Origin of the sequence: Pseudomonas sp. SJZ080 (genome assembly GCF_007828295.1) — a bacterium.
Lineage (GTDB): Bacteria > Pseudomonadota > Gammaproteobacteria > Pseudomonadales > Pseudomonadaceae > Aquipseudomonas > Aquipseudomonas migulae_A.
In genome coordinates, this window is the sequence record NZ_VIUK01000004.1 from 188,319 (window position 1) to 200,662 (window position 12,344).

Here is a 12,344-nt window from a genome sequence, read left to right on the forward strand (position 1 = left end):
GAATCCCTGCGCAAGCGGGGAAGAGGACAATCGATGAACCACCTTTCTCTTTGGGTGGCGCATTATATCTACACCACTCCTAGCGTCCAATACAAACGTTTGTTTGAATTGGCTCAAAGCCAGAGAAATCAAAGTCACGCGGCTTATGAACGGCTATTTTGCCGTATTGACCGGAATAGGCGTTCCGGTCAAGATACGGTCGGTTTTGCGCTCGCCGTAGGCTGACTGTTGGTTTCAAGAGCACCTCTAAAGACAGGGCGATGGCAGTACAAGGTGATGCGCGGCGCGGTGTTGGCGCGCAGTTTACACGCCACGATATTGAATGACTTGTTGGTCACCACTGACGAACGGTCATCAACTTCTTGAGCGAGGGTCACTTGATACGTATGCCGGCGTTTTTAGAGGTGCCCTTGCGCCCGATGAGCATCAACCGCCAGGTTCGCCTAGGCGACTTTCTTTTCACCGGAGAGTAACGAGGAATCCATGAAGGTTCTTGTAGCTGTCAAACGCGTTGTGGATTACAACGTCAAGGTTCGCGTCAAGGCGGACAATTCCGGCGTCGACCTCGCTAACGTGAAGATGTCGATGAACCCATTCTGCGAAATCGCCGTGGAAGAAGCCGTACGCCTGAAAGAGAAAGGTGTTGCGACTGAAATCGTCGTCGTTTCCGTCGGCCCGTCCACCGCTCAAGAGCAACTGCGCACCGCGCTGGCTCTGGGTGCCGACCGCGCCATCCTCGTCGAATCCGCTGAAGATCTGACTTCCCTGGCGGTTGCCAAACTGTTGAAAGCTGTTGTCGACAAGGAACAGCCTCAGCTGGTGATCCTTGGCAAGCAAGCCATCGACAGCGACAACAACCAGACTGGCCAGATGCTCGCTGCATTGAGCGGTTACGGTCAGGGCACCTTCGCTTCGAAAGTCGAAGTGTCCGGCGACAGCGTTGCCGTGACCCGCGAAATCGACGGCGGCGCGCAGACAGTTTCCCTGAAACTGCCAGCCATCGTCACCACCGACCTGCGTTTGAACGAGCCGCGCTACGCGTCCCTGCCAAACATCATGAAAGCCAAGAAGAAGCCTCTCGAAGTGCTGACTCCGGACGCTTTGGGCGTTTCCACCGCCTCCACCAACAAGACCGTGAAAGTCGAAGCGCCAGCTGCACGCAGCGCGGGTATCAAGGTCAAGTCGGTGGCTGAACTGGTCGAGAAACTGAAAAACGAAGCGAAGGTAATCTAAATGACTATCTTGGTTATTGCTGAACACGACAACAAAGTGCTGGCCCCGGCCACGCTGAACACCGTGGCCGCTGCCGCCAAAATCGGCGGTGACATCCACGTACTGGTTGCTGGTCAGGGCGCTGGCGCCGTGGCTGAAGCCGCTGCGAAAATCGCTGGCGTAGCGAAAGTGCTGGTGGCCGATAACGCCGCCTACGCTCACCAACTGCCGGAAAACGTCGCGCCGCTGGTGGCCGAATTGGGCAAAGGCTACAGCCACATCCTGGCTGCCGCGACTTCCAATGGCAAAAACATCCTGCCGCGCGTTGCCGCTCAGCTGGACGTTGACCAGATCTCCGAGATCATCTCGGTTGAAAGTGCTGACACCTTCAAGCGCCCGATCTACGCCGGTAACGCCATCGCCACCGTTCAGTCGAACGCTTCGGTCAAAGTGATCACCGTACGTGCCACCGGTTTCGACCCGGTTGCTGCTGAAGGTGGTTCCGCTGCTGTTGAAGCGGTTGCTGCTGCGCACAACGCTGGCACTTCCAGCTTCGTCGGTGAAGAACTGGCCAAGTCCGATCGTCCGGAACTGACCGCTGCCAAAATCGTCGTTTCCGGCGGTCGCGGCATGCAGAACGGCGACAACTTCAAACACCTGTACGCCCTGGCCGACAAGCTGGGCGCTGCCGTCGGTGCTTCCCGCGCCGCGGTCGACGCAGGTTTCGTACCCAACGACATGCAGGTCGGTCAGACCGGCAAGATCGTTGCTCCACAGCTGTACATCGCGGTCGGTATCTCCGGCGCGATCCAGCACCTGGCCGGCATGAAAGACTCCAAAGTGATCGTTGCGATCAACAAGGACGAAGAAGCGCCGATCTTCCAGGTGGCCGATTACGGCCTGGTAGCGGACCTGTTCGAAGCCATCCCTGAGTTCGAGAAGCTGGTCTAATCCAGCGGCTTGACCTATAAAGAGCCCGACCTTTTGGTCGGGCTTTTTTTTGCTCTTCTGTAGGAGCCGGCTTGCTGGCGCCTGCGGGGGATATAACCGGGTTTGAGTGGAGTGTGTTGCCATGGATTTGCGCCGCGTGTGTGGCTGGTCATTGCTGCTGGGTTTGACGGTGTTTTCGACGCTGTCTATCGCGGCGGGCAAGTGCGAACGCCTGGTGGTCACCGGCAGCCCGGATGCGCCGCCGTATTTGTGGCAAGACCCGCAAAACCCCAAGCACCTGATCGGTGCCAGTGCCGACCTGCTGCAACAAGTAGCAGAGCAGTTGGGCATCAAAGTCGAGATGCTCTATGCCGGCAAACGCGCCCAGGCGCTGGAGGAAGTGCGCAGTGGGCGCATGGACATGCTGGCGGATGCGCCGTTGACGGTCAGCGAGCTGGAAACCCTGGATTACATCCATCCGGCGTTGCTTGAAAACGATTACCTGGTCTGGACCCGAAAAGACTCGTCTCTGGTCTACAACGAAGCACAGGACCTCCACGGTCACCCCGGCGCGTTGTCGGAAAAGTCTCGAATAACCCCGGAATTTGGTAAGTTCGCCGAGCAGCAATTGACCCTCGTACGTACGCCAAACCTGACCCAGGCCTTTCAGAAATTGCTCTTGGGCGAAGTGGAATTTGTCCTCGCGGGACGCTACTCCGGCATGGCAGCGGCACAGGCACTGAGCATGGCCAATGATCTGGTGGCGCGCCCACAACCGGTCGATAAACCTGGCTTGTTCCTCGCGGTTTCCCATAACTCCGCCTGCAACGATCCGTGGTTGCGCGGACAGCTGGCCAAAAAGATGACAGAATTGCCCGCGTCCGGACTGACGGAAGCCGTGCTGCTGCGCAACATCGAGCGCTGGAAAATTCAACTCTCTCAAAAGCAACAGCAACAACCCGCCAGTACCCCAAAACAGTAGGGATTTTTAGTGAGTATTCGACCTCTTTTCGCTGCCCTGGCCGTTCTGGCTCTGGCGGGTTGTGCAGCCGATCCGGCGCCGAATGAACAAATACGCCTGACCGATCAGGCACTGATACAAGCCAAAGCCGTGGGCGCCACCGCTGACGAGGTGCCGGAACTGAAACTGGCCGAAGACAAGTTCAGCCGTGCCCAGGGCGACATGGCGGACCAGTCCTACAAGCATGCGCGGATGCGGGCCGAACAGGCTGAGCTGGATGCGCGCCTGGCCGAGGCGAGGGTCCTGACCCTTAAGAGCGAGGAGCAGTTGAACGTGCTCAATACCCGCATCACCCGTCTGCGCAAGCAAGTGGGAGATGCCCAATGAGCCTCAAGTCCAGCGCCATCGGCGGATTGATCCTCGCAGGTTGCGCCAGCCTGTATGGCTGCGCCGGTCAGCACAGCGAAACCGCGTTGCAAGATGCCAGTGCCGACTTCCAGAAGGTCAAGGAAGATTCCAACGTGCTGCGTATCGCGCCGAAAGACGTGATTCGCGCCGGTGAGTCCCTGGCCCGCGCCGATCGCCTGTCCAGTTATTGGGGCAGCGGTTCGGACGTTGTCCATTACGCCTACCTGAGCAAGCGCTACAGCGAAATCGCTCGGGAGCACACCAATCAGGTGCTCAATGAAGAGCGCGCGGCGAAGCTCGAGCTGGAGCGTCAGCGCCTGCAACTGGCCTTGCGCGAGTCCAAGTTGCTCAGCGTGCAGCAGCAGGGCAAATGGCTCGAAGAACAGATTGTCGCGCTCGCCACCACCCAGACCGATCGTGGCCTGGTGATGACCCTGGGCGACGTGCTGTTCGATACCGGCGAAGCGGAGTTGAAAAACTCGGCGAACCGCGTGGTGTTGAAAATCGTGCAGTTCCTGCAGCTCAACCCCAAGCGCGTCGTACGCATCGAAGGCTACGCCGACAGTACCGGTGGCAAGCAGGAAAACCTGAAGCTGTCCCGTGACCGTGCGCAATCGGTGGCCAATGTGCTGATGGACCTGGGCATCGACGATAAACGTATCCAGGTCGAAGGGTATGGCGACGAATACCCGGTGGACGCGAACGCCTCCGAACGGGGGCGTGCACAGAACCGGCGGGTGGAAATTGTGTTCTCCGACGAAAAAGGCCAGCTCGGCGCCGCCCGCTAATGGGCGCCTCCTGGTAAATCTACGCACTCCCATAGAAGCCGGCTTGCTGGCGAGGGCATCAACGCGGTGTTTCAGATCAACCGCAGTGATGTCATCGTCAGCAAGCCGGCTTCTGCAAACCCGGCCTGCTTGTCAGCGCCGGGTTTTTTTACGCCTGCTAATCAACTCACAAAACAGTACAGTTTTTGCTGACACTGCACTGTACCGTCGACTATTGTGGCAACTGTCCCCGTACACTTCTAAACTGTTCCGGTATTGTTTCACACAAGAATAAAATGCCCGTGAAATCGAGTGCTGCGTCATGACCAATCTCTTGCTCTACCAACGTATTGCTCAGCAACTGGCCGAAGACATCCGTCGGGGTGTCTATCAACCGGGGGAGCGCGTGCCTTCGGTGCGCAAGATGAGCTCGCAGCTCAACGTCAGCCATGCCACGGTGTTGCAGGCTTACGCCAATCTCGAAGATCAGGGGCTGATCCGTGCCCGGCCGCAGTCGGGTTACTACGTGCACCAGACCCCGGCCCTGACTGCGCCGACCCCGGACATCGCCCGGGTAGAGCGTCCCGGTCTGGTCACTCGCAGCAGCATCATTCAACAAGTGTTGGTCGAATCCCGGCGTGAGGGCGTGTTCCCTTTGGGCGCGGCGGTGCCCAGTGTCGATTACCTGCCGGTACGGGCGCTGCATCAGCAACTGGCCAAGGTCACCCGTTTCCATAGCCCACGTGCTTTCAGCTACATGTTCAGCCCCGGTTTCGAGCCGCTGCGTCGCCAGGTGGCCATTCGCATGCGCGACGCCGGTGTGGTGGTCGATCCGTCCGAAGTGGTGATCACCCACGGCTGCGTCGATGCCTTGCAGATGTCTCTGCGCGTACTGACCCGGCCGGGGGACTTGATCGCCGCCGAGTCGCCGACCTATTACGGTTTGTTGCAACTGGCCGACCTGCTGGGCCTCAAGGTCATCGAGATCCCCAGCGATCCGGCCACGGGCATGAGCCTTGAAGCCCTGCAACTGGCGGCCAATCAATGGTCGATCAAAGCGCTGGTGCTGACCACGCGCCTTAGCAATCCGCTGGGCGGCACCATGCCCGAAGAGCGTCAGAAACAACTGCTGCGTCTGGCTTCGGATTTCGATATTCAGGTGGTCGAAGACGATATCTACGGCGAACTGATGTTCGAGCAGGGCCGCACCAAGTCGCTCAAGGCCTACGACCGGCTGGATCGGGTGATCTATTGCTCGAGTTTCTCCAAGACCCTGTCTCCGGGGGTGCGGATCGGCTGGATGATCGCCGGCAAGTACCAGCAGGAAATCCAGCGCCTGCAGACTTTCAGCACGCATTCCGCCTGCAGCGTCACGCAGATGGGCATTGCTGCTTATCTGGAAAATGGCGGTTACGACCGGCATCTGCGCTACATCCGTCAGGAATACCGCAAGAACCTCAGCGCTTTCCAGCTCGCAGTGCAGCAGTATTTTCCTGAAGGCACGCAGATGACCCGGCCGACCGGCGGTTTCATTCTGTGGGTGAGTCTGCCAGGCCGGGTCAACACGCAAGAGTTGCACGTGCGTGCGCTGCAACAAGGCATCAGCATTGCGCCGGGGCTGATTTTCAGTAACACCGAGCAGTTCAATCACTGCATTCGGCTTAACTGCGGAACGCCCTGGAACCGTGAAGCCGAGCGTGCCTTGATGACCCTGGGCATGCTCGCCACGCAACTTTGCCAAGAGATGGCTGGCGGCCTTTGAAAGGGCGGGCGGGTAATTCCCGCCCGAGCTTGTCATGTCGCGCCCAACAAGCGAGCATATGGCCCTCTGCCGATAGTGCCGTTAGCTTCGTTGGGTCCATGAAACCGATTTTTTCCGCCGTCTGGCTGTCGATCTGCCTGTTGATGACCTTCCAAGCGGAAAGCATCATGGCGGCTTCCGTTCAGGAAAAACCCGCCGCTGGCACGGCCTCGAAAAAAACAGCACCGGTCAAGAAAGCCGCACCGGCCAAAAAGAACGTGGCCAAGGTGAAGAAACGTCCACCGATTGCGTCCAAGTCCAAACCGGCCAGCGAGGTTGTGAAAACCCAACTGCCTTCGGTTGACCTGGATTTGAGTCTGCCCGAGGAGATGGCCGAAGAGTTAAAGCCGATCGGTACAGTCCCGTTGCCCCTGCACGACGCCGTGTTGCCACAAATGTTCGGCGACAAGGCCGGCAGCTCTCCCTTCCAGCTTAATGGACGACTGATCAGCAACGAAATGAAGTTGCAACTGCGTAACGAAGAGCGCCGTGATGTTGAAGGCGCCGCGCTGGAATTCGAGTTCAAGCGATAACTCCTTCCCCACTGTGACCTGTTCGCCAGACGCTTTGTCGGAGACTGGTCAGTCACGTTCGGTTAAGCGTAAAAACCCGGCCTCCGGTAATTTAAAACAACTGTTTTAGCGGTTACTCTGTGCCCCGTCCTTTAACACATCGCCCTTCGCGAGGAGCTCGTCGTCATGAAATGCCGTGAAGGCTGTGGCGCCTGTTGCATTGCCCCTTCCATCAGTTCGCCGATTCCCGGCATGCCCAATGGCAAAGCCGCCGGAGAACGTTGCGTACAACTCTCTGTCGAAAACCTGTGCAGTATTTTCGGCCAACCGGAGCGTCCTGCTGTGTGTTCGGCGTTCGAAGCCGATGTCGAAGTCTGTGGAAGTAGCAGCCACGAAGCGATCAGATTGCTGGGCTGGTGGGAGCAAATGACGGCTGCGTGATGTGTTCTATGAACGGAACTTCAATAACAAGGAATAAGACTATGGGTTCGTTGCATCGTATGGCTGTTCTGTGTGGTTTGACGGTTGTCTTGGCGACTTCCGCCGCACAGGCCGAAGACTGGAAGGTGGCCAAGAATGAAGACGGCATCAAGGTGTCCTTGAGCGAAGTGGCCGGCTCCGACTACAAGGCTTATCAGGGCGTTACCCTGATGAAAACCACCGTGGCCAAACTGCGCGCACTCCAGGACGACGTGGTAGGCGCCTGCGCCTGGATTCATGAGTGCAAAACGCAGAAGCTGCTCAAGTATGAAGGCGACCAGAGCTGGACCTACACCCAGTTTAATACCCCATGGCCGGTGACCGCGCGTGATTCGGTGTTGCATATCACGACCACCGAAGGTGCCGACGGTAGCCTGACGCGCAAACTGGAAGGCGTGCCGAAGTACATTCCTGAAGAAAAGGGTTTCGTGCGGGTCACCAAGATTGATGGGTTCTGGAAGTTGGTGCCTAAGGGTGATCAGGTTGAAGTGACCTATCAGGTTCACACTGAGCCGGGTGGGAGCATTCCGTCGATGGTGGCCAACAAGTTTGTGGTCGATGCGCCGTTTAATACTTTGAAGGCGCTGAAGGAGCGGGCTGAGAAGTAATTGCTCCGTAACGGTTACTTGGGATTGGTGGGCATATCCGTTGCTGCGGTAAAGGCTACTTAAGGTTCCGCCCTTACGGCGGGTCACTTTGAAAAGCGCAAAGTAACCAAACGCTCTCGCCCCTGACGTACGGTGCCGAGCCTAGGCGAGCCACCGAACGAAAGGGGCAAAAGCGCTTGGTTACTTGGCGCTCTTCCAAGTAACTCGCCGTAAGGGCGAAACCATTAGCCGCCGTTACCGCAGAAACGGATATGCCCCCAGTCAAAAGCACCTCCCTCGCCAAAGATCCAGCCAATCGCTGACCTTTTTTATGTTTCCGAATATACGTTGCACAAAATTTTCACAAAGCCTCCAAGACAATTCGCCCGCGCCTATCGTGCTGGTCAGTAATCAATGGCAATGCCGCGATTGATCGTGCAACATTTGCGCACCGCGCAAACCCCGGGGCCGAGAAATGGCCGACAGAGGGCAGGGCGCAGCTGTATTTTTGAAACTTCAACTTCCAATGGGTCCTAAAACGACATGGCAATCCCGGACGCCCTGAGTCAGCAGCGAGCTTCTAGTCGCCTGCTGCAACCGACCGTCAAATCGCATCTGGCCTACACGTTGCTGTGTGCCCTGGTCATGATGGTCATGTTCAGCCTGCTGCGCGTGGCGCTGCTGGTCTACAACCGCGAGATGATCCTCGAAACCCCGGCCTCGACCTTTTTCGAAGCGTTCGCCAACGGCTTGCGTTTCGACCTGCGCCTGGTGGTCTACCTCAGCATTCCGCTGTTGTTGGCTCTGTTCAGCGCCCGGGCCATGGCGGCCCGCGGGTTCTTCCGTTTCTGGCTGACCATCGCTTCGAGCATCGCGTTGTTCCTCGGCCTGATGGAGATGGACTTCTACCGCGAGTTCCACCAGCGCCTCAACGGCCTGGTCTTCCAGTATGTGAAGGAAGACCCGAAAACCGTGATGAGCATGCTCTGGTACGGTTTCCCGGTAGTTCGCTACCTGCTGGCCTGGGCCGTGGGCACCTTGATCCTGACCCTGGCGTTCAAGGGCGCCGACCGTGCAACCCGTCCTCGCGGTCCGTTCAGCGGCGGCAGCATCGGCACTCGCCAGGTCGCCCCGTGGTACGCGCGCATCACAGTGTTTGTGGTGTGTTTGCTGGTCTGCGTGGTCGCTGCTCGCGGCACCCTGCGCCAGGGTCCGCCACTGCGCTGGGGTGACGTCTACACCACCGACTCGAACTTCGCCAACCAGTTGGGGCTCAACGGCACCCTGTCGCTGATCGCGGCAGCCAAGAGCCGGATGTCCGAAGAACGCGACAACATCTGGAAAGCCACACTGGAGCAACCGCTGGCCCAGCAGAACGTGCGTGACATGTTGCTGACACCCAGCGACAAACTGGTCGATCCGGAAACGGCCGCTGTTCGCCGCAACTACACCCCGAATGCCGACAAGACCCTGCCGATCAAGAACGTCGTCGTGATCCTGATGGAAAGCTTCGCTGGTCACTCGGTGGGCGCGCTGGGGCGTCCGGGCAACGTCACGCCATACTTCGACAAACTGTCGAAGGAAGGCCTGTTGTTCGACCGTTTCTTCTCCAACGGCACGCACACCCACCAAGGGATGTTCGCCACCATGGCCTGCTTCCCGAACCTGCCGGGTTTCGAGTACCTGATGCAAACGCCGGAAGGCAGCCACAAGCTGTCTGGCCTGCCGCAGTTGCTCAGCGCCCGTGACTACGACGACGTGTATGTCTACAACGGCGACTTCGCCTGGGACAACCAGTCGGGTTTCTTCAGCAACCAGGGCATGACCAACTTCATCGGGCGTAACGACTTCGTTAACCCGGTGTTCTCCGACCCGACGTGGGGTGTGTCCGACCAGGACATGTTCAACCGTGGCCTGGAAGAGTTGAAGGCCCGCGACGGCAAGGACAAAAAACCGTTCTATGCCTTGCTGCAAACCTTGTCCAACCACACGCCATACGCTTTGCCGACACCGTTGCCGGTCGAGCGCGTGACCGACCGTGGCAGCCTCAACGAACATTTGACCGCCATGCGTTACTCCGACTGGGCGCTCGGTCAGTTCTTCGAGAAGGCGCGCAAGGAGCCTTACTTCAAGGAAACCCTGTTCGTGATCGTCGGCGACCACGGTTTCGGCAATGAACAGCAGATCACTGAAATGGACCTGGGCCGTTTCAACGTGCCGATGTTGCTGATCGGGCCGGGTGTCCAGGACAAGTTCGGCCAGGTCGACCACACCGTGGGCACCCAGATCGACATCGTGCCGACCATCATGGGCCGTGTCGGTGGCGACGTGGTCCACCAGTGCTGGGGCCGTGACTTGCTGAACCTGCCGGAAGGCGACAAGGGTTTCGGCGTGATCAAGCCGTCGGGTAGCGATCAGACCGTAGCGTTGCTGACCGCAGACCGTGTGTTGGTACTGCCGAAAGAAATGCCGCCGAAGCTGTATCAATACGAACTCGGCGCCAATCCGAAAGGTGAACTGATTCCGGCGTCCGCTGACGAAGCGGCCCTTAAGCAGAAACTCGAGTCGTTCATCCAGACAGCGACCAAAAGCCTGATCGACAACACTGCCGGTGTGGTTGACGGCAAGCCGGACTGAGTTTTCGGCGCAATAAAAAAGAGGCCCTTGAAGGGCCTCTTTTTTTTTGCCTGTTAACTTTTTATATCTTGCCGAGTAACAGCAGGATCAATAGCACCACCAACACCACGCCGATGATACCCGACGGGCCATAACCCCAACTTCTGGAGTGTGGGAAGACCGGCAGGCCGCCTACCAGGAGGAGGATAAGAATAATGATTAAAATTGTGCCCATGTCGATTTCCTTGTTGGAAGTGTTCTGGAATTACTTGGTGTTTAACGTTCAGCTGGACTTCAAAAAAACCAAGCTGCTTACAAAATCCGACTGTCGCGGATGAAAGAAAATTCCAAGTTTTTTTAATGTTTTTTGAAGAAAGGATTATTTCGTTTTAGAGGGATTAAGTTGATCCGCCCGCGTGCGCGGTTTGCTCAGGCCATTCAGCAATCTGATGGAGCGTGGGTTGGGCGATGTCCTTCGCTACACTCGGCGCATCTTCCCCGGAACAACAAGGCTGTTTGCTATGCAAAATCGCATGATGATCACTGGCGCGGGCTCGGGCCTGGGTCGCGAAATCGCGCTGCGCTGGGCGCGTGAAGGCTGGCAACTGGCCTTGTCGGATGTCAGCGAGGCCGGTCTGCAGGAAACCCTGAAACTGGTCCGCGAAGCTGGCGGCGATGGTTTTATCCAGCGCTGCGATGTCCGCGATTACAGTCAGCTCACCGCTTTCGCCCAGGCCTGCGAAGTGAAACTCGGCGGCATCGATGTCATCGTCAACAACGCCGGCGTCGCCTCGGGAGGGTTCTTCAGCGAACTGTCCCTCGAGGACTGGGACTGGCAGATCGCGATCAACCTGATGGGCGTGGTCAAAGGCTGCAAGGCATTTTTGCCGCTGCTGGAAAAAAGCAAAGGCAAGATCATCAACATCGCGTCGATGGCTGCGTTGATGCAAGGCCCGGCCATGAGCAACTACAACGTGGCCAAGGCCGGCGTAGTGGCATTGTCGGAAAGCCTGCTGATCGAACTGGCGCAGCAGGAAATCGGCGTGCATGTGGTGTGCCCTTCGTTCTTCCAGACCAACCTGCTGGACTCCTTCCGCGGCCCGACGCCGGCCATGAAAGCCCAGGTCGGAAAATTGCTGGAAAGCTCGCCGATCACCGCGACCGATATTGCCGACTACATCTATCAGCATGTGGCCGCCGGCGAATTCATGATCCTGCCCCACGAACAGGGGCGCATGGCCTGGGCGCTGAAGCAGAAGAATCCGCAACTGCTCTACGATGAAATGACCGTCATGGCCGATAAAATGCGCGCCAAGGCCAAACAGACCGCAGGCTGAGCTTGCCCGTCGACAACGTCGTCGTTAGGGTGGCCGCCACGGTCATCCTCGCGAGACGTTTTGCATGCTCAATTACCTGTGGTTTTTTCTCGCCGCTCTGTTCGAAATCGCCGGCTGCTTTGCCTTCTGGATGTGGTTGCGCCAGGGTAAAAGCGTCTGGTGGGTCGTGCCGGCGCTGCTCAGCCTGACGTTGTTCGCGCTGCTGCTGACCCGTGTCGAGGCGACCTACGCCGGGCGCGCCTATGCCGCCTACGGTGGCATCTACATCATTACGTCGATTGGCTGGCTGGCGGTGGTCGAGCGGATTCGTCCGCTGGGTTCGGACTGGATCGGCGTGGCGCTGTGTGTGATCGGTGCGAGTGTCATTCTGTTCGGCCCGCGTTTTTCCGCTTCCTGACGCTTCGTTCCCACGGGTTGTCGGACGTTTCCTAAGGAGACGTTCGGTTGCAACTGTAGGGCGGGACTGATTTGCTCCCGCTGCATTGAAGGCCCACCGCGCACCGGGCATCTTCAGGGTTCGATAACCCTGAAGGACGAATGCCATGCTTGTACTCAGCCGCGTTGTGGGGGAAATGATCTCCATCGGTGACACCATTTCCGTGCGGGTTCTGGCCGTCAATGGAAACAGCGTGCGCTTCGGCGTCGAGGCGCCGCAGAACGTCAACGTGCACCGGGCCGAGGTCTACGAGCGCATTCAGGTCAAACTGGGGAAAACAAAGGCACGTTGAAGGCG

Annotated in this window: 14 protein-coding genes; 13 read left to right on the forward strand and 1 reads right to left on the reverse strand. The window is 58.2% G+C overall.

Annotated features, from left to right (window positions below):
- Nucleotides 1-483: 483 nt before the first annotated feature.
- The 10 genes from FBY04_RS08035 (at nucleotide 484) to FBY04_RS08080 (ending at nucleotide 10,295) form a co-directional block, all read left to right on the forward strand.
- Entirely contained in the window at nucleotides 484-1,233 is a 750-nt protein-coding gene (locus FBY04_RS08035; protein ID WP_017340080.1) for an electron transfer flavoprotein subunit beta/FixA family protein, read from the forward strand.
- A complete protein-coding gene (locus tag FBY04_RS08040) occupies nucleotides 1,234-2,163 on the forward strand; it encodes an electron transfer flavoprotein subunit alpha/FixB family protein (RefSeq protein WP_084323005.1) in 930 nt (309 codons plus the stop codon).
- Between the two features lie 121 nt (nucleotides 2,164-2,284).
- Nucleotides 2,285-3,124: an ABC transporter substrate-binding protein gene (locus FBY04_RS08045; protein WP_084323006.1), complete on the forward strand. Its 840-nt coding sequence runs from the start codon at nucleotides 2,285-2,287 to the stop codon at nucleotides 3,122-3,124.
- A 9-nt stretch (nucleotides 3,125-3,133) separates the two neighbouring features.
- Entirely contained in the window at nucleotides 3,134-3,490 is a 357-nt protein-coding gene (locus FBY04_RS08050) for a DUF4398 domain-containing protein (protein WP_145314927.1), read from the forward strand.
- The gene (locus tag FBY04_RS08055) at nucleotides 3,487-4,299 is read left to right on the forward strand and encodes an OmpA family protein (RefSeq protein WP_084323008.1); all 813 of its coding nucleotides are present in this window, start codon (nucleotides 3,487-3,489) and stop codon (nucleotides 4,297-4,299) included. The genes FBY04_RS08050 and FBY04_RS08055 overlap by 4 nt, the downstream gene beginning before the upstream one ends.
- Before the next feature lie 301 nt (nucleotides 4,300-4,600).
- Nucleotides 4,601-6,040 (forward strand): PLP-dependent aminotransferase family protein, encoded by a 1,440-nt coding sequence (locus FBY04_RS08060; protein WP_084323009.1) that lies wholly within the window; start codon nucleotides 4,601-4,603, stop codon nucleotides 6,038-6,040.
- Between the two features lie 98 nt (nucleotides 6,041-6,138).
- Entirely contained in the window at nucleotides 6,139-6,612 is a 474-nt protein-coding gene (locus FBY04_RS08065; RefSeq protein WP_145314928.1) for a translation initiation factor 2, read from the forward strand.
- Nucleotides 6,613-6,777: 165 nt separating this feature from the next.
- Entirely contained in the window at nucleotides 6,778-7,032 is a 255-nt protein-coding gene (locus FBY04_RS08070) for a YkgJ family cysteine cluster protein (RefSeq protein WP_084323011.1), read from the forward strand.
- A 41-nt stretch (nucleotides 7,033-7,073) separates the two neighbouring features.
- Entirely contained in the window at nucleotides 7,074-7,679 is a 606-nt protein-coding gene (locus FBY04_RS08075) for an START domain-containing protein (protein ID WP_145314929.1), read from the forward strand.
- A 522-nt stretch (nucleotides 7,680-8,201) separates the two neighbouring features.
- On the forward strand, nucleotides 8,202-10,295 hold the full coding sequence (locus FBY04_RS08080) for an LTA synthase family protein (protein ID WP_084323732.1): 2,094 nt from the start codon (nucleotides 8,202-8,204) through the stop codon (nucleotides 10,293-10,295).
- A gap of 61 nt (nucleotides 10,296-10,356) precedes the next feature.
- Here FBY04_RS08080 and FBY04_RS08085 read toward each other — a convergent pair whose 3' ends face one another.
- Nucleotides 10,357-10,515, reverse strand: a complete 159-nt coding sequence (locus FBY04_RS08085) for a DUF3309 family protein (RefSeq protein WP_174602692.1) — start codon at nucleotides 10,513-10,515, stop codon at nucleotides 10,357-10,359.
- Nucleotides 10,516-10,795: 280 nt separating this feature from the next.
- On the opposite strand from FBY04_RS08085, the gene FBY04_RS08090 reads away from it, so the two are divergent.
- From FBY04_RS08090 to csrA, 3 genes are all read left to right on the forward strand, one after another.
- Complete coding sequence (locus FBY04_RS08090; protein ID WP_084323731.1) at nucleotides 10,796-11,611, forward strand: SDR family oxidoreductase; 816 nt, start codon at nucleotides 10,796-10,798, stop codon at nucleotides 11,609-11,611.
- Between the two features lie 64 nt (nucleotides 11,612-11,675).
- A complete protein-coding gene (locus FBY04_RS08095) occupies nucleotides 11,676-12,008 on the forward strand; it encodes a YnfA family protein (protein ID WP_145314930.1) in 333 nt (110 codons plus the stop codon).
- Nucleotides 12,009-12,153: 145 nt separating this feature from the next.
- The gene (gene csrA / locus FBY04_RS08100) at nucleotides 12,154-12,339 is read left to right on the forward strand and encodes a carbon storage regulator CsrA (protein ID WP_084323729.1); all 186 of its coding nucleotides are present in this window, start codon (nucleotides 12,154-12,156) and stop codon (nucleotides 12,337-12,339) included.
- The last annotated feature ends 5 nt before the right edge of the window (nucleotides 12,340-12,344 follow it).

What these genes read in the sequence shown, in the direction of transcription:
- FBY04_RS08040 (WP_084323005.1), top strand. Translation starts at nt 1,234, where the DNA reads ATGACTATCTTGGTTATTGCTGAACACGACAACAAAGTGCTGGCCCCG.
- FBY04_RS08090 (WP_084323731.1), top strand. Translation starts at nt 10,796, where the DNA reads ATGCAAAATCGCATGATGATCACTGGCGCGGGCTCGGGCCTGGGTCGC.
- FBY04_RS08075 (WP_145314929.1), top strand. Translation starts at nt 7,074, where the DNA reads ATGGGTTCGTTGCATCGTATGGCTGTTCTGTGTGGTTTGACGGTTGTC.
- FBY04_RS08095 (WP_145314930.1), top strand. Translation starts at nt 11,676, where the DNA reads ATGCTCAATTACCTGTGGTTTTTTCTCGCCGCTCTGTTCGAAATCGCC.
- FBY04_RS08045 (WP_084323006.1), top strand. Translation starts at nt 2,285, where the DNA reads ATGGATTTGCGCCGCGTGTGTGGCTGGTCATTGCTGCTGGGTTTGACG.
- FBY04_RS08080 (WP_084323732.1), top strand. Translation starts at nt 8,202, where the DNA reads ATGGCAATCCCGGACGCCCTGAGTCAGCAGCGAGCTTCTAGTCGCCTG.
- FBY04_RS08060 (WP_084323009.1), top strand. Translation starts at nt 4,601, where the DNA reads ATGACCAATCTCTTGCTCTACCAACGTATTGCTCAGCAACTGGCCGAA.
- csrA (WP_084323729.1), top strand. Translation starts at nt 12,154, where the DNA reads ATGCTTGTACTCAGCCGCGTTGTGGGGGAAATGATCTCCATCGGTGAC.
- FBY04_RS08065 (WP_145314928.1), top strand. Translation starts at nt 6,139, where the DNA reads ATGAAACCGATTTTTTCCGCCGTCTGGCTGTCGATCTGCCTGTTGATG.
- FBY04_RS08070 (WP_084323011.1), top strand. Translation starts at nt 6,778, where the DNA reads ATGAAATGCCGTGAAGGCTGTGGCGCCTGTTGCATTGCCCCTTCCATC.
- FBY04_RS08035 (WP_017340080.1), top strand. Translation starts at nt 484, where the DNA reads ATGAAGGTTCTTGTAGCTGTCAAACGCGTTGTGGATTACAACGTCAAG.
- FBY04_RS08055 (WP_084323008.1), top strand. Translation starts at nt 3,487, where the DNA reads ATGAGCCTCAAGTCCAGCGCCATCGGCGGATTGATCCTCGCAGGTTGC.